Below are 15,961 nucleotides of genomic sequence, written 5' to 3' on the forward strand. Positions count from 1 at the left end.
AACATGGCGTCCGGCAACAGACTGAGTCCGATCCCGCATCCGCCGACCAAACCGGTGGTCGGCAACATGCTGTCGCTGGATTCGACCGCGCCGGTGCAGCATCTGGTGAAGCTCTCGAAGGAGCTCGGGCCGATCTTCTGGCTCGACATGATGGGCGCGCCGCTCGTCATCGTCTCCGGCCATGACCTGGTCGACGAGCTGTCCGACGAGAAGCGCTTCGACAAGGCGGTGCGCGGCTCGCTGCGCCGGGTCCGTGCGGTCGGCGGCGACGGCCTGTTCACCGCCGACACCAAGGAGCCGAACTGGAGCAAGGCGCACAACATCCTGATGCAGCCGTTCGGCAACCGCGCCATGCAGTCGTACCACCCGAGCATGGTCGATATCGCCGAGCAGCTGGTCAAGAAATGGGAGCGGCTCAACGCCGACGAGGAGATCGACGTCGTCCACGACATGACGGCGCTGACGCTCGACACCATCGGCCTGTGCGGCTTCGACTACCGCTTCAACTCGTTCTACCGCCGCGACTACCACCCGTTCGTGGAATCGCTGGTGCGCTCGCTCGAGACCATCATGATGACCCGCGGCCTGCCGCTCGAAGGGCTGTGGATGCAGAAGCGGCGCAAGACGCTGACCGAAGACGTCGCCTTCATGAACAAGATGGTCGACGAGATCATCGCCGAGCGGCGCGGCAACACCGATGCCACCTCCGACAAGAAGGACATGCTGGCCGCGATGATGACCGGCGTCGATCGCGCCACCGGCGAGCAGCTCGACGACGTCAACATCCGCTACCAGATCAACACCTTCCTGATCGCCGGCCACGAGACCACGTCGGGCCTGCTGTCATGCACGATCTACGCGCTGCTGAAGCATCCCGAGATCCTGAAGAAGTGTTATGAGGAGGTCGATCGCGTTCTCGGCCCCGACGTCAATGCCAGGCCGACCTATCAGCAGGTGACGCAGCTCACCTACATCACGCAATGCCTGAAGGAGGCGTTGCGGCTGTGGCCGCCGGCGCCGGCCTATGGCATCGCGCCACTGGCCGACGAGACCATCGGCGGCAAGTACAAGCTGAAGAAGAACACCTTCGTCACCATTTTGGTGATGGCGCTGCATCGCGATCCCAGCGTCTGGGGCCCGAACCCCGACGTGTTCGATCCCGAGAATTTCAGCCGCGAGGCGGAAGCAAAACGGCCGATCAATGCCTGGAAGCCGTTCGGCAACGGCCAGCGCGCCTGCATCGGCCGCGGCTTTGCGATGCACGAGGCGGCGCTGGCGATCGGCATGATCCTGCAGCGCTTCAAGCTGATCGACATCCATCGCTACCAGATGCACCTGAAGGAGACGCTGACGGTCAAGCCCGACGGCTTCAAGATCAAGGTGCGGCCGCGCGACGACAGGGACCGCGGCGCGTTCGCCGGCAGCACGGCCGCCGTCGCGGCCGCGCCGAAGGCGCCGCGCGCGCCGACCACGCGTCCCGGACACAACACGCCGATGCTGGTGCTGTACGGCTCCAACCTCGGCTCGGCCGAGGAGCTGGCCACCCGCATGGCCGATCTCTCCGAGATCAACGGCTTTGCGACGCGGCTTGGTCCGCTCGACGACTATGTCGGCCAGCTGCCGGAGGAGGGCGGGGTTCTGATCATCTGCGCCTCCTACAACGGCGCGGCGCCCGACAACGCCACGCAATTCGTCAAATGGCTCGGCAGCGATCTGCCGAAGGACGCGTTTGCAAAAGTGCGCTACGCGGTGTTCGGCTGCGGCAACAGCGATTGGGCCGCGACCTACCAGTCGGTGCCGCGCCTCATCGACGAGCAGCTCACCGCGCACGGAGCCCGCGCGGTGTATCCGCGCGGCGAGGGCGATGCGCGCAGCGATCTCGACGGTCAGTTCCAGAAATGGTTCCCGGAGGCGGCGAAGGTCGCGACCAAGGAATTCGGCATCGACTGGAATTTCACCCGCACCGCCGAGGACGAGCCGCTCTATGCCATCGAGCCGGTCGTGCAGGGCGCGGTCAACACCATCGTGACGCAGGGCGGCGCGGTGCCGATGAAGGTGCTGGTCAACAGCGAGCTGCAGATCAAGGACGGCGCCAATCCGTCGGATCGCTCGACCCGGCACATCGAGGTCGAGCTGCCGGCCAGTCTGAACTATCGGGTCGGCGACCATCTCAGCGTGGTGCCGCGCAACGACCCGACCCTGGTCGATTCCGTCGCGCGCCGCTTCGGCTTCCTGCCGGCGGACCAGATCCGCCTGCAGGTCTCGGAAGGCCGCCGCGCGCAACTGCCGGTCGGCAACGCGGTGTCGGTCGGTCGGCTGCTCACCGAGTTCGTGGAATTGCAGCAGGTCGCAACCCGTAAGCAGATCCAGATCATGGCCGAGCACACCCGCTGCCCGGTGACCAAGCCAAAATTACAGGCCTATGCCGGCGAGGACGATGCCTCCGTCGAGCGCTACCGCAGCGAGGTGCTGGCAAAACGTAAATCGGTGTTCGACCTGCTGGAGGAATATCCGGCCTGCGAGCTGCCGTTCCACCTCTACCTCGAAATGCTGTCGCTGCTGGCGCCGCGCTATTATTCGATCTCGTCGTCACCGGCCGGCGCGGCGCAGCGCTGCAGCGTCACCGTCGGTGTGGTGGAGGCGCCGGCCAGCTCCGGGCGCGGCATCTACAAGGGCGTCTGCTCGAACTATCTGGCGCGCCGCCGCGCCGGCGATACCGTCCACGCCACGGTGAAGGAAACCAAGGCCGGCTTCCGCCTGCCCGACGACAACGCCGTGCCGATCATCATGATCGGCCCGGGCACCGGCCTCGCGCCGTTCCGCGGCTTCCTGCAAGAGCGCGCGGCGCGCAAGGCCCAGGGCGCCACGCTGGGGCCGGCGATCCTGTTCTTCGGCTGCCGCCATCCGGATCAGGATTTCATCTATGCGGATGAATTGAAGGCGTTCGCGGCCGAGGGCATCGGTGAATTGTACACCGCGTTCTCGCGCACCGACGGGCCGAAAACCTATGTGCAGCATCTCATCGCCGCGCAGAAGGGCCGCGTCTGGGATCTCATCCAGAAGGGCGCGATCATCTATGTCTGCGGCGACGGCGGCAAGATGGAGCCTGACGTCAAGGCGACGTTGATGTCGATCTACCGCGAACGATCAGGCGCGGATGCCGATGCCGCCGTGCGCTGGATCGAGGAGATGGGCGCCAACAACCGCTACGTACTCGACGTCTGGGCCGGCGGGTAGGCCCCGCCTTGTAGCCCGGATGGAGCGCAGCGTAATCCGGGACCACTGCAGCCGCGGTTGCAGCACCCCGGATTACGCTGGCGCTCCATCCGGGCTACGGCTCCGCCCCTTGACCATGCTACAAGCCCTCGCATGATTCCGTGGGAAAAGCTCGACACCGCACAGATTCCCGGCACCGACGGCGAGCTGCGGCTGATGCGGCGCGGCCGCGAATTCTCCATCAAGCTCGGCAGCAACGAGTTGATGAACAGCCGGCTCAGCGGCTCCGAGGTCGCGCTCGCCACGCTGGCCGCCAAGAAGATCGAAGCGGTGGCGAAGCCGCATATGCTGATCGGCGGCCTCGGCATGGGCTTTACGCTGCGCGCCGCGCTCGCCGCGCTGGGCGCAGATGCGCGGATCGTCGTGGCCGAACTGGTGCCGGCGGTGGTCGCCTGGGCCAGGGGGCCGATGGCGGAGATTTTTGCCGGCAGCCTGGACGATCGGCGCCTGAGCATTCGGGAGACCGACGTAACCGAGGTGATCCGGTCGCATCCCAAGACCTTCGACGCGATCCTGCTGGATGTCGACAATGGCCCGGAGGGCCTGACGCGGGAGGCCAATGACGCGCTCTACAGCGCGGCCGGGTTGGCAGCGGCGCACGGTGCGCTGCGGCCGCGCGGCGTGCTCGCGGTCTGGTCGTCCGGCCCCCATCCATCCTTCACAAAACGCCTGCGCAGCGCGGGCTTCGAGGTCAACGAGGTCGCCGTACGCGCGACCGGACGCGGCGGCGGCGCGCGCCATGTGATCTGGATCGCGACGAAGCGATAGGCTTCGCACTTGTAGCCCGGATGAAGCGCAGCGTAATCCGGGACAGCTCTCGACGCGGATCGACTGCCCAGGATTGCGCGGAGCCTGTCATCGGGCGCGCGTTCGCGCGACCCGTTGGCTCCATCCGGGCTACAGGCTACGCTCAAAACATCGTATTGCCGTTCGCCGGATTCTCCGGGATCGGCTGCACCACGTCCCAGTGCTCGACGATCTTGCCGTTCTCGAGCTTGAAGATGTCGACGATCGCATTGCCGCGGGTGCCGGGCTCGCGCACCGCATGGACATGCAGGATCACGTAGTCGCCGTCGACGAACGAGCGCTTGATCTCGCTGTGCGAGTTCGGAAACTTCTCGCGCAGGAAGCCGATGAACTTGCGAAAGCCTTCCGGGCCGTCGGCGGCGCCGGGATTGTGCTGCACATAACGGTCGCCGACATAGGCGAGCGCGGCGTCGGCGTCCTTCTGGTTCAGCCCCTTGTCGTAGAACGCCAGCACGGTCTTGCGGTTGGCTTCCTGCTGCGCCTCGTTCGGCGCCGCCATCGCCGCGGACGCGGCGAACGCAAGCAGGAGCGCGGCGGCGACGGCTGCGGCCCGCGGCCGGAGAAACAGGTGCATCGGAAAACTCCCGGTGATGAAACGCGCGACCGCGCGCTGCATCGCGCTCTCTACAGGCTCCGCGCGTTGCCCGGAAGAGCGCACCCCGAACTCACATGGTTACCCGGAGAAACCGGGCTCACGCGGCCTTCGCGGCCGCCCCATGCGCGTGCTTGTCGATGGCGTCGATGATCTGCGGCCACATCGGGATCGGCAGCGCATGACCCATGCCCTCGACCATCAGGAGCTTGGCGCCGGGGATCGAGGCCGCGGTGTCCCGGCCGCCCTCGGGATGCACCAGCGGATCGACCGTGCCGTGGATCACCAGCGTCGGCGCCTTGACGCTGCGCAGCCGTTCCTTGCGGCTGCCGGAGGCGAGGATGGCGCGGAGCTGGCGGCCGACCCCGGCCGGATTGAGGCCGCGCTCATAGGTGCGCCGCGCGCGCTCGGCATCGAGCGCTTCGTCCTCGGGGAATGAGCCGTTGCGCAGGACTTTCCAGGTCTGGGCGAAGCGCACGAAATACTCTTCCTTGGTGGCCGGTGGCGGCGCCATCAGCATCGCGCCGGCCTCGCGGGTCGGTCCCGGGATCCGCGGGTTGCCAGTGGTCGACATGATCGAGGTCAGCGAGCGCACGCGCTCCGGAAAGCTGATCGCAACCTCCTGCGCGATCATGCCGCCCATCGAGGCGCCGACCAGATGCGCGGTCCGGATGCCGAGCGCATCCATCAGCCCGACCGTATCCCTCGCCATATCGATCAGCCGGTAGGGCGCTGCGACCGGGATCTTCAGCAGGCGCAGCTTGAGCAACTCGAAGGCCGTGAGGCGCTTGCCGCCGCTCATCCGCGCCGATTTGCCGATGTCGCGGTTGTCGAACCGGATCACGCGAAAGCCGCGCGCGGCAAGCTGCCGGCAGAATTCATCGTCCCAGTGAATCATCTGCGCGCCGAGGCCCATGATCAGCAGCAGCGGCTCGGCGTTGGCATCGCCAAAAATCTCGTAGCAGATGTCGATGCCGTTGGCCTTGACGATCTGCGGCGGTTGATGAGCGAGCGTGGTCACGGGCATCCCCTGCTGGTGGCGCGGTCAGGAACCTGTATGCCACGGTTTGACGCAGCGCAGAAGAGCCATAGGCCGCGCGGTTGCGCCGCTGTTGACCGATCACCGACAACAGTGTCGTATGGTGCGAAACAGCGAAAGCGCGGCAAGCGCTCGGAATTGGTGTTGAGGAGCGCCGCATGGCCGACAAGGGCAACGATCCTGCCGTGATCTGGCAGACGATGATTGGTGAGATGGAGAAGGGGTTCAACTCCTTCGGCAACCAGCTGATGAGTTCGCCGGAATTTTCCAAGGCGATGAATCAGGCCGGCGGCGCCGCGGCGGGTATGCAGAAGCAACTCGGCGAGCTGATGGAGAAGTATCTCCTGGCCATGAACCTGCCGAGTCGCGCCCAACTGGTCGGCATGGCCGAGCGCCTGCAGTCGATGGAGAACCAGCTCAACGAGATCAAGACGCTGCTGCAGCAGGTGCACCACAACTCGCTGGCGCCCGCGGAAGGCTATGGCGCGACGCCGCGGCCGCCGCGCACCAAGCAACCGCCGCCGGAGGGAGAGCGCAAATGAACGCTCCCACAGGCTTTGATATCGCCTCGATCTCGGAGCGGGTGCAGTCCGAGGTGCAGCGCGCGATCCAGCGCAGCATCAAGGGCGTCGAGTATTTCTCGACCTCCGGCCCGTCGCTCGGCTCGACGCCGAAGGACGTGCTGCATTCGCGCGGCACCATGAACCTGTATCACTACCGGGCGGAGGCCAGCGAGGTCTATCGCGTGCCGGTGCTGATCGTGATGGCGACCACCAACCGCGGCTACATCCTCGACCTGGTGCCGGGGCAAAGCTTCATCGAATTCCTGCTCAAGCGCGGCTACGACGTGTACATGCTGGACTGGAGCGCGCCGAAGCCGGAGGAGAAGTCGCTGCGCATGGAGGACTACGTCCTCGATTTCATCCCCGACGCGGTGCGCCGCGTGCAGCAGGACTCCGGTGAGCAGGACGTCTCCGTCATCGGCTACTGCTTCGGCGGCGTGCTCTCGCTGCTGTATGGCTCGATCCATAGCGGCGGGCCGATGAAGAACCTGATCTGCTTCACCACGCCGATCGACTTCCGCGAGATGAAGCTGTTCTCGAACTTCGCCGACCGCCGCTATTTCGATGTCGACGGCCTGATCGACAGCACCGGCAACATGCCGCCCGAGCTGATCCTGCAGTCGTTCGAGATGCTGCGGCCGGCCTCGCGCGTCGCCAGCCAGATCCAGCTCTGGGAGAACATCTGGAACGACGAGTTCGTGAAGTCCTACCGGATGTTCGACCGCTGGGCGACCGACACGCTGCCGCTTGCGGGCGAGTATTTCCGCGCCATCACCAAGGACCTGATGTGGGACAACAAGCTCTACAACGACACGATGACGGTCGGTGGTCGCGCGGCGAAGCTTGCCGATATCAAGGTGCCGCTGCTGCATGCCGTGGCCGAGCACGATCACATCGTGCCGTATGACGCGGCCAAGCACCTGATCACCAAGATCGGCTCGGAGGACAAGGAGGAGGTGATGCTGAAAGGCGGTCACGTCTCGCTGGTCGCCGGCGCCAATGCGATCAAGCGGCTGTGGCCGAAGCTGGACTCCTGGTTGGGCAAGAGATCAACATGACCGAACAACGTTCCTATCCGCGCCACGTCAAGACCGAGGCGGGCGACATCGAGTTTCGCCTGATGACGCGGGCCGACGAGGCCGCGGTGCTCGCCTTCGCGCAAAAGCTGCCGACGCACGATCTGCTGTTCCTGCCGCGCAACATCAGCCAGCCGAAGGTGCTGTCGGCCTGGGTCAACGAGATCGAGCGCGGCGACATCACGAGCCTGCTCGCGGTCAAGGACGGCAAGGTGGTCGGCTGCGGCACCCTGGTCCGCGATCCGCACTCCTGGTCGCCGCATGTCGGTGAAATCCGCATGGTGGTCTCGCTCGACGTGCGCGGGCAGGGCGTCGGCCGTGCGCTGTCGCAGGAGACCTTTGCCATTGCGCTTGGTGCCGGGCTGGAAAAGTTCTCCGTGCAGATGACGGTCGACCAGCGCGCGGCGATCGCGCTGTTCGAGAGCCTCGGCTTCAAGGCGGAAGCGCTGCTGCGCGACCATGTCCGGGACGTCGAGGGCAAGACCCACGACATCGTGGTGCTCGGGCACAATGTGGCGCAGGTCCGGGCCCAGATGGAGGCCTACGGGCTGCCGGGAGCCGTTCAGCAGTAAATCTGTACCGCAACCTGCTGAATTCGCAGGCAAATTGCCCGATAATTCCTCTCTTCACGAGTTCGTGATATCGCGTCGCAACATAGATGTTGCGGCGCACCATGAATTGTGACATAACACTCCTGCCCCGGGCCAATCCGGACGGGGTGAGCCCATAGCTCAAACCTGAGGATGGAGAGACCGCAAATGACCACCGAAACCAATTCCGTGCTGAACAGCGTCAAGGAAGCCTTCGCGCCCGTCACCGAGGCGTTCGCCAAGCTCCAGAACCTGGAAGTTCCGGAAGCCGCCCGCGAGTTCGTGAAGAAGCAGGCCGAGGCCGCCAAGACCCGCGCCGCCGATGCCTATGCCGGCTCCGAGAAGGTCACCAACGTGATCGAGTCCGCTGTCGCCGGTTCGGTGACCGAGGCCGCCAAGATCAGCCGCAACGTCCAGCAGGCGATCTACCAGGACGCCGAGGCGTTCTTCGCCGGCATCGACAAGCTCGCTTCGGCCAAGTCGCTGAGCGAAGCCGCCCAGATCCAGTCGGACCTGGTCCGTGCGCGCGGCGAACTGTTCGTCTCGCGGGCGAAGGCCACGACCGAGTATCTCGGCAAGCTCGTCGCCGACGGTGCCAAGACCGCGCAGGACAATTTTGCCAAGGTCTACGGCAAGACCGCCTGATCGCTGCGTCGACCAACTGCTCTTTTCGAAGGCCCGCCATTTCGCGGGCCTTCTTTTTTACCTTCTCGGACGTCATCCTGAGGTGCGAGCCGTCTTCGGCGAGCCTCGAAGGATAGCCGCGAGCGACGGTGCTTGTGGCCATCCTTCGAGGCGCGCAAAGTGCGCGCACCTCAGGATGACGCCGGTGTGTGGCGTCTAGCTAGACTAGAGCATTTTCCGATCTGGCGGAATCGAAAGGGATTCCCTTCCGGGGCAAATCGTGATTCACCCTGAGGGCTGGTGATGGAGGCCAGCCCCCATGGCTAAACCCCTCTCGCCGGATCTTCGCCTTCGCATTGTTCGGGCCGTGGAAGATGAAGGCATGAGCTGTCGGGGCGCCGCCGGCCGGTTCGGCGTGGCGCCGTCGACAGCGATCGAACTGGTCAGCGAGTGGCGAAGCACCGGCGCCTGTGAGGCGGGAGCGCAGGGTGGCGACCGGCGTTCGGCTCGGATCGAGGGGCATGCTGCAGAGATCCTCTCCCTGGTCGAGGCTACGCCTGACATGACGCTGGCCGAGATCGCCGATCATCTCTTCAAAGTCCACGGCGAGCGTTTCGCGCCGAGCGTGGTCTGGCGGTTCTTCGATCGCCGCAACATCACGTTCAAAAAAAACATCGCACGCCAGCGAGCAGGATCGGCCGGACGTCGCCGCTGAACGCGCGGCGTGGAAGGCATCCCAGCCTGAGATCGACATCCACCGGTTGGTGTTCATCGACGAGACCGGAGCCTCGACCAAGATGGCGCGGCTCTATGGCCGTTCGCCGTACGGCCAGCGCTGTGTTGCAGCGCTCCCGCATGGTCATTGGAAGACGACGACCTTCGTCGGCGCGCTCAGGGCGACTGGCATGACGGCGCCGATGGTCCTCGATGGCCCCATGGATGGTTCGGCGTTCGAGGCTTACGTGACGCAAGTCCTCGTGCCGACACTCAGGCCCGGCGACATCGTGGTGATGGACAATCTCGCAGCACACAAGCGGGCCGAGGTCGGCATCGCAATCGATGCAGCGGGCGCTCGGCTCCTCTATCTGCCGCCTTATTCGCCCGACCTCAATCCGATCGAAATGGCCTTCGCCAAGCTCAAAGCCGCCCTTCGAAAGGCGGCCGCCAGATCTATCGAGGCTTTGGTCAACGCTATCGCCCTCGCCTTGGCCGCCTTCACCGCCCAAGAGTGTCTGAACTTCTTCGCCGCTGCCGGCTATGATCGCGTCTGATCAGAATCTGCTCTAGCGTTCATTCGAAAGCCCATGACCCTTCCCGCCGCCCTCATCGCAACGCCGGTCGATGCCGAACGCGCGGCCGAGCTGCGCCGCGTGAAGTGGCTGGCGACCGGCGTGCTGGCGGCGACCTTCGTCATCTTCATCGCCGCGAAGGCGCTGCTGCCGACCCATCCGGTGTTCGGCTTCATCGCGGCCTTCGCGGAGGCCGCGACCATCGGCGGGCTTGCCGACTGGTATGCCGTGGTCGCGCTGTTCAAGCGGCCGCTGGGCCTGCCTATCCCGCACACCGCGATCATTCAGAGCAACCAGGAACGCATCGCCGAAAAGCTCGGCGAATTCATCGAGAACAATTTTCTCGAGGCCGGGCCGGTCGAGGCCAAGCTGCGCGAGATCGATTTCGGCAGCTTCATCGCCGACTGGCTGCGTGACCGCAAGCGCAGCGAGGATCTCGCCCGCTTCGTGCTACGCATGCTGCCGGAGGCGCTGGCCGCAACCGAGAGCTCGGGGCTGATGCAGTTCATCAGCCGCCGCGTCACCACGCAGATTCTCGCGATCGATCTCGCGCCGCTGGCCGCCGGCGCGCTGCGCGGCTTCGTGCAGGAGGGCAAGCATGGCGGCCTGCTCGACGACATCCTGCGCGTGCTGCACCAGACGCTGACGCAGCAGGAGACCATGGCGGTGATCCGCGACAAGGTCCGCGCCGAGATGCCGACGCTGCTCAGGCTGTATCGCGCCGACAAGTTCGTGGTGAACCGGATCATCGCCTCGGCCACCAAATTCTTCGAGGAGGTGCGCAACGACCCGCAGCATCCGTTCCGCGGCGAGTTCGACCGCATGCTGCTGTCGTTCGTCGACCGGCTCGGCAGCGACAAGGCGTTTGCCGATCGCATCGAGGGGCTGAAGCGCGATTTGCTGGCGCGCCCGGAGCTGGCCAATCTCGGCCGCACCATCTGGGCCAACGTCAAGGATTTCCTCGAACGCAGCGCGTCCGGCGAGTCGCAGGTGCTGCAGCATCAGCTGACGCGCATGTTCGTCGAGGCCGGCGACGCGCTCGACGGCGACGCCGATCTGCGCAGCGAGATCAACCAGGGCCTGACTGCCATTCTGCGCACGGTGGTCGCCGAGCAGAAGAGCGGCGTCTCCAGCTTCATCGCCGATCAGATGAAGAGCTGGGACATGGAGCAGCTCATCTCGCTGATTGAGGTCAATGTCGGCAAGGACCTGCAATACATCCGCTTCAACGGTTCGCTGATCGGCGGGCTTGCCGGGCTTGCACTTTACACCTTGGAATATGCGCTGCGGCTGCTGTGACCGATTGGGCACGCCGCATTTTAAGTTGTGGCAAGTGTGATCCTGACCGCTTGCACGAAAGTAATCGGTTCCCTAGCTTTTCAAGGCTGTTTGTTGCGTTGCGGAACGATTCCGCCAGGTTTGCGTCAGTGTTGTTGACCATCCTGTTGACCCATCGCCGGCTGCCGAGACGTTAGGGGCCGTGCTCGAAGAGGAGCTGAAATGTCGGTTGCTGCGCAGACGCTACGCCCGCCCTCCAGGACGCTGATGTTTCTGGAAGGCCGTGCCATTTCCGAACTCGGTGCTTTCCTTGGTGCACTGCCGCTGCTCAGCCTCGCCCCGCGCGGCGACGGCCATCCGGTGCTGGTGCTGCCGGGGCTGATCGCCTCCGACATGTCGACGCGGCCGCTGCGCGACTTCCTCAAGAGCAAGGGCTACGCCGTCAGCGGCTGGCGTCAGGGCCGCAACCTCGGGCTTCGCGCCGGCGTGCAGGACGGCATGGTCGAGTTGCTGCAGCAGATGAATGAGGCCAGCGGCCGCAAGGTCTCGGTGGTCGGCTGGAGCCTAGGCGGCCTCTATGCGCGCCAACTCGCCAAGATGATGCCGCAGCGCGTCCGTCAGGTGATCACGCTCGGCAGCCCGTTTGCCGCCGGACCGAAGTCGACCAACGCCTGGCGCGTCTACGAGATGGCCAGCGGCCGCCGCGCCGAGCAGGAGGATCCCCGCTTCGGCGGCTCGCTCGCCAGCGCACCGCCGGTGCCGACCACCGCGATCTTCAGCCGCACCGACGGCATCTGCGCCTGGCAGGGTTGCCGCGAGCAAGCCTCGTCGATGTCGGAGAGCATCGAAGTCGAGAGCAGCCATTGCGGCATGGGTCACCATCCCGCCGTGGTCTACGCCGTCGCCGATCGCCTCGCGCAAAAGGAAGGCGACTGGGCACCGTTCGATCGCAGCGGCTGGCGCAGCATCGTCTATCCCGATCCGAACCGGTAACTTTCTTGCCTCTCCCCGCCTGCGGGGAGAGGCCGGATTGCATGAAGCGAAGCGCAATGCGATCCGGGTGAGGGGGACTCTCCGCGAGTCCGTCTCTCACCGTCTCTATAGAAGCAGCCCCTCACCCCGACCCTCTCCCCGCAAGAGCGGGGCGAGGGAGAAGGCCGCCGCATTGTCGTTCGCCGGCAAAACGCGCTATGCGTTGCGGCATGCCGCAGCCGCTTGCCCGTATCGTCGACGAATTGAAGCGCGAGCCGTCGCGCACCGGCTCGATCATCATCACCGTGTTCGGCGACGCCATCGTGCCGCGTGGCGGCTCGGTGTGGCTCGGCACGCTGCTCGAATTCTTCAAGTCGCTCGACATCGACGGCAACGTGGTGCGCACCGCGATGTCGCGGCTCGCCGCCGATGGCTGGCTCGAGCGCAACCGGGTCGGCCGCAACAGTTTCTATCGGCTGAACAAGAAGGGCCGCCAGACCTTCGATACCGCAACAAAGCACATCTACGATCCGCCGCCGTCGGACTGGACCGGCCGCTTCGAGCTGCTCTTGATCGGCAATGCCGAGGACCGCGACACCGCGCGCGAGGCGCTGAAGAACGCCGGCTTCGGCAGCCCGTTGCCGGGCGTATGGGTCGCGCCGTCGGGCGTGCCGGTCCCTGACGAGGCGGCGCACGCGATCCGTCTCGAAGTCTCCGCGGAGGATGACAGCGGGCGCCGCCTGCTTAGCGAAAGCTGGCCGCTCGACCGCACCGCGGACGCCTATCTGAAATTCATGAAGACGTTCGAGCCGCTGCACGGCTGGATCACCAGAGGCGAGGCGCTGACCGACGCCGACGCCTTCACCGCGCGGGTGCTCTTGATCCACCATTACCGCCGCGTCGTGCTGCGCGATCCGCTGCTGCCGGCGCCGCTGCTGCCGCAGGACTGGCCGGGCAGGGCGGCGCGCAGGCTCTGCGGCGAGATCTATCGCGGACTGCTTTCGCCGTCGGAACAATGGCTTGACGAGCACGCCACCAACGAGGACGGGCCGCTGCCGAAGCCCAACGGGGCGGTGGCACGCCGTTTTGAGGGCGCCTGAATATGTTACAAAAATAACTTGCAATTGGAAAATTGTGTTATATATTCCTGCCTAACAACACAGGGAGGTCGGCCATGTATACGCAGGCGCTCAATAGCTCTGACGGCGACGATCGCGGCATCGAGGACGCCGGCCGCGCCGCGCAGTTTCAGGCCCGCATCGATGCCGACGACCGCATCGAGCCGAACGACTGGATGCCGGCCGCCTATCGCAAGACGCTGACCCGGCAGATCTCCCAGCACGCCCATTCCGAAATCGTCGGCATGCTCCCCGAGGGCAACTGGATCACCCGTGCGCCGTCGCTGCGCCGCAAGGCCGCGCTGCTCGCCAAGGTGCAGGACGAATGCGGCCACGGCCTCTATCTCTACGCCGCCGCCGAGACGCTTGGCACCTCGCGCGAGGAGCTGGTCGACGGCATGCTGTCGGGCAAGGCGAAGTATTCCTCGATCTTCAACTATCCGACGCTGACCTGGGCCGACATCGGCACCATCGGCTGGCTGGTCGACGGCGCGGCGATCATGAATCAGATCCCGCTCTGCCGCTGCTCCTACGGCCCCTATGCCCGCGCGATGATCCGCGTCTGCAAGGAAGAGTCGTTCCACCAGCGCCAGGGTTTTGAGATCATGGTGACGCTGTGCCGCGGCACCGCGGAGCAGAAGGCGATGGCGCAGAACGCGCTGGATCGCTGGTGGTGGCCGGTGCTGATGATGTTCGGCCCGCCGGACCAGGCGAGCCAGCACAGCGACACCTCGACCAAGTGGAAGATCAAGCGCTTCTCCAATGACGAGCTGCGCCAGAAATTTGTCGACGCCACCGTGCCGCAGGCCGAGTTCCTCGGGCTCACGATTCCCGACCCCGGCATGAAGCAGAATGCCAACGGCAACTGGGAATACAGCGCGATCGACTGGGACGAGTTCAAGCAGGTGCTGGCCGGCAACGGTCCGTGCAACCGCGACCGTCTCGCCGCACGGCGCAAGGCGCATGACGAGGGCGCCTGGGTGCGCGAGGCCGCCGCGGCCTATGCCGAGAAGCGCAAGAACCGCCAGCTCGCGCAAGCCGCCGAATAAGGGAGCATCGAGATGGCCACGCCAAACACCCCGCTCTGGGAAGTCTTCATCCGCAGCCGCAACGGGCTTGCACACAAGCATGTCGGCTCGCTGCATGCGTCCGACGCCACGCTGGCGCTGCAGGCCGCGCGCGACATCTACACCCGCCGCGGCGAAGGGCTGTCGATCTGGGTGGTGCCGTCGAACGCGATCACCGCCTCCGATCCGTCCGAGAAGGGCATGATGTTCGAGCCGGCGGAATCCAAGATCTACCGGCATCCGACGTTCTACGACGTACCCGACGAAGTCGGGCATATGTAGCTCCGCTTTCGCCGCGTCATTGCGAGCGAAGCGAAGCAATCCATCGGGCCACAAAGCAAGTGTGGATTGCTTCGCTTCGCTCGCAATGACGGAAAAAACAGCGAGTTGATCAATGGCAGCCGCCAACATCGAAGTCTCCGAAACGCCGCTAGTGCTCTACGCGCTGCGCCGCGCCGACGATGCGCTGATCCTCGGCCATCGCCTGTCCGAATGGTGCGGCCATGCGCCCGCGCTGGAGGAGGACATGGCGCTCGCCAATATGGGCCTCGATTTGCTCGGCCAGGCGCGCGAGCTCTACGGCTATGCCGCCAAGGTCGAGGGCCGCGACAATGACGAGGACAAGTTCGCCTATCTGCGCGACGTCCGCCAGTACCGCAATTTGCTGCTGGTCGAGCAGCCCAACGGCGATTTTGCCCGCACTTTGGTGCGGCAGTTCTTCTACGCGGCGTTCGCCGATCTCTACTGGCGCGCGATGATGGCCTCAACAGATCCGACGCTGGCCGCGATCGCGGCGAAGTCGGAGAAGGAGAGCGCCTATCATCTGCGGCATTCCTCGGAATGGATCGTCCGCCTCGGCGACGGTACCGAGGAGAGCCATCGCCGCGCCCAGGACGCGATCGACCACCTCTGGTCCTACACCGGCGAGATGTTCGCGGTCGACGACAGCGAACGCGGCCTGATCGTTTCTGGCATCGCGATCGATCCGGCGGCGCTGCAGCCGCGGTGGCTGAAGACGGTCACCGGCATCGTCAACGAAGCGACGCTGCAACTGCCGGCCAACAACTGGATGCAAAAGGGCGGCCGCAGCGGCAGCCACAGCGAGCATCTCGGACATCTCCTCAGCGAGCTGCAGTCGCTGCCACGGACCTTTCCGGGGGCGACATGGTGACCGCCACGCTCAGCGACGCCGATCTGCGCCGGCGCGCTTGGAGCGCGGCCGCGCAGGTGGTCGATCCCGAAATTCCGGTGTTGACCATCGCCGATCTCGGGGTGCTCCGCGACGTTGAAGTCCGCGACGGCCATGTCGAGGTCGCGATCACGCCGACCTATTCCGGCTGTCCGGCGATGAACATGATCGCGCTCGAGATCGAGCTCGCGCTGGAGCGCGAAGGTATCCATCGCCCCAAGGTCCGCACCGTGCTGTCGCCGGCCTGGACCACCGACTGGATGAGCGAGGATGGCCGCCGCAAGCTCAGGGAATACGGCATCGCGCCGCCGCTGCCGGGCTCCTCACGCCGTGCGCTGTTCGGCGAGCAGCAGGTGGCGTGTCCGCAATGCGGTTCTGATGAGACCGAGCTGCTGTCCGAATTCGGCTCGACCTCCTGCAAGGCGCTGTGGCGTTGCAAGAGCTGCCGTGAACCCTTCGACTACTTCAAGTGTCATTGACC

The 15,961-nt window shown here is 65.4% G+C and carries 16 protein-coding genes; 14 read left to right on the forward strand and 2 right to left on the reverse strand.

The features are described from left to right. The first annotated feature begins 3 nt into the window (after positions 1-3). Positions 4-3,237 carry a bifunctional cytochrome P450/NADPH--P450 reductase gene (locus XH93_RS14345; RefSeq protein ID WP_194474018.1) on the forward strand — a complete coding sequence of 1,078 codons (3,234 nt, stop codon included), beginning with the start codon at positions 4-6 and terminating at the stop codon, positions 3,235-3,237. Positions 3,238-3,369: 132 nt separating this feature from the next. Further along, the gene (locus XH93_RS14350; RefSeq protein ID WP_194474019.1) at positions 3,370-4,044 is read left to right on the forward strand and encodes a spermidine synthase; all 675 of its coding nucleotides are present in this window, start codon (positions 3,370-3,372) and stop codon (positions 4,042-4,044) included. Positions 4,045-4,186: 142 nt separating this feature from the next. Here the strand turns inward: XH93_RS14350 and XH93_RS14355 are convergent, their stop codons facing one another. Then, positions 4,187-4,657, reverse strand: a complete 471-nt coding sequence (locus tag XH93_RS14355) for a nuclear transport factor 2 family protein (RefSeq protein ID WP_194474020.1) — start codon at positions 4,655-4,657, stop codon at positions 4,187-4,189. A 118-nt stretch (positions 4,658-4,775) separates the two neighbouring features. Then, positions 4,776-5,702: an alpha/beta fold hydrolase gene (locus XH93_RS14360; RefSeq protein ID WP_194474021.1), complete on the reverse strand. Its 927-nt coding sequence runs from the start codon at positions 5,700-5,702 to the stop codon at positions 4,776-4,778. A gap of 170 nt (positions 5,703-5,872) precedes the next feature. On the opposite strand from XH93_RS14360, the gene XH93_RS14365 reads away from it, so the two are divergent. The 12 genes from XH93_RS14365 to paaD all read left to right on the forward strand — a co-directional run bounded on the left by XH93_RS14365 (position 5,873) and on the right by paaD (position 15,959). Continuing rightward, positions 5,873-6,256, forward strand: coding sequence for a hypothetical protein (locus XH93_RS14365; protein WP_139482078.1), 384 nt, complete (start codon positions 5,873-5,875; stop codon positions 6,254-6,256). Then, positions 6,253-7,335, forward strand: a complete 1,083-nt coding sequence (locus tag XH93_RS14370; RefSeq protein WP_194474022.1) for an alpha/beta fold hydrolase — start codon at positions 6,253-6,255, stop codon at positions 7,333-7,335. The genes XH93_RS14365 and XH93_RS14370 overlap by 4 nt, the downstream gene beginning before the upstream one ends. Further along, positions 7,332-7,925: a GNAT family N-acetyltransferase gene (locus tag XH93_RS14375; protein WP_172626794.1), complete on the forward strand. Its 594-nt coding sequence runs from the start codon at positions 7,332-7,334 to the stop codon at positions 7,923-7,925. The genes XH93_RS14370 and XH93_RS14375 overlap by 4 nt, the downstream gene beginning before the upstream one ends. Positions 7,926-8,111: 186 nt before the next feature. Beyond that, the gene (locus XH93_RS14380; RefSeq protein ID WP_139482075.1) at positions 8,112-8,588 is read left to right on the forward strand and encodes a phasin; all 477 of its coding nucleotides are present in this window, start codon (positions 8,112-8,114) and stop codon (positions 8,586-8,588) included. A gap of 298 nt (positions 8,589-8,886) precedes the next feature. Then, positions 8,887-9,838, forward strand: a protein-coding gene (locus XH93_RS14385; RefSeq protein WP_139480399.1) for an IS630 family transposase whose coding sequence is annotated in 2 segments (ribosomal slippage) — positions 8,887-9,233 and positions 9,232-9,838 — 954 coding nt in all. Because the reading frame shifts where the segments join, the coding sequence is not laid out codon by codon here. A 33-nt stretch (positions 9,839-9,871) separates the two neighbouring features. Next, a complete protein-coding gene (locus XH93_RS14390; protein ID WP_194474023.1) occupies positions 9,872-11,155 on the forward strand; it encodes a DUF445 domain-containing protein in 1,284 nt (427 codons plus the stop codon). Between the two features lie 201 nt (positions 11,156-11,356). Then, positions 11,357-12,127, forward strand: coding sequence for a triacylglycerol lipase (locus XH93_RS14395; protein ID WP_194474024.1), 771 nt, complete (start codon positions 11,357-11,359; stop codon positions 12,125-12,127). Between the two features lie 209 nt (positions 12,128-12,336). After that, a complete protein-coding gene (paaX, locus tag XH93_RS14400) occupies positions 12,337-13,206 on the forward strand; it encodes a phenylacetic acid degradation operon negative regulatory protein PaaX (RefSeq protein WP_194474025.1) in 870 nt (289 codons plus the stop codon). 74 nt (positions 13,207-13,280) lie between these two features. After that, positions 13,281-14,273 carry a 1,2-phenylacetyl-CoA epoxidase subunit PaaA gene (paaA, locus tag XH93_RS14405; protein ID WP_194474026.1) on the forward strand — a complete coding sequence of 331 codons (993 nt, stop codon included), beginning with the start codon at positions 13,281-13,283 and terminating at the stop codon, positions 14,271-14,273. Positions 14,274-14,285: 12 nt separating this feature from the next. Continuing rightward, positions 14,286-14,573 (forward strand): 1,2-phenylacetyl-CoA epoxidase subunit PaaB, encoded by a 288-nt coding sequence (paaB, locus tag XH93_RS14410; RefSeq protein WP_139482070.1) that lies wholly within the window; start codon positions 14,286-14,288, stop codon positions 14,571-14,573. 112 nt (positions 14,574-14,685) lie between these two features. Then, positions 14,686-15,462: a 1,2-phenylacetyl-CoA epoxidase subunit PaaC gene (gene paaC / locus XH93_RS14415; RefSeq protein WP_194474027.1), complete on the forward strand. Its 777-nt coding sequence runs from the start codon at positions 14,686-14,688 to the stop codon at positions 15,460-15,462. Next, on the forward strand, positions 15,456-15,959 hold the full coding sequence (gene paaD / locus XH93_RS14420; RefSeq protein ID WP_194474028.1) for a 1,2-phenylacetyl-CoA epoxidase subunit PaaD: 504 nt from the start codon (positions 15,456-15,458) through the stop codon (positions 15,957-15,959). Before paaC ends, paaD begins: the two co-directional genes overlap by 7 nt. Positions 15,960-15,961: the final 2 nt, after the last annotated feature.

It is taken from the genome of Bradyrhizobium sp. CCBAU 51753 (assembly GCF_015291565.1).
Lineage (GTDB): Bacteria > Pseudomonadota > Alphaproteobacteria > Rhizobiales > Xanthobacteraceae > Bradyrhizobium > Bradyrhizobium ivorense.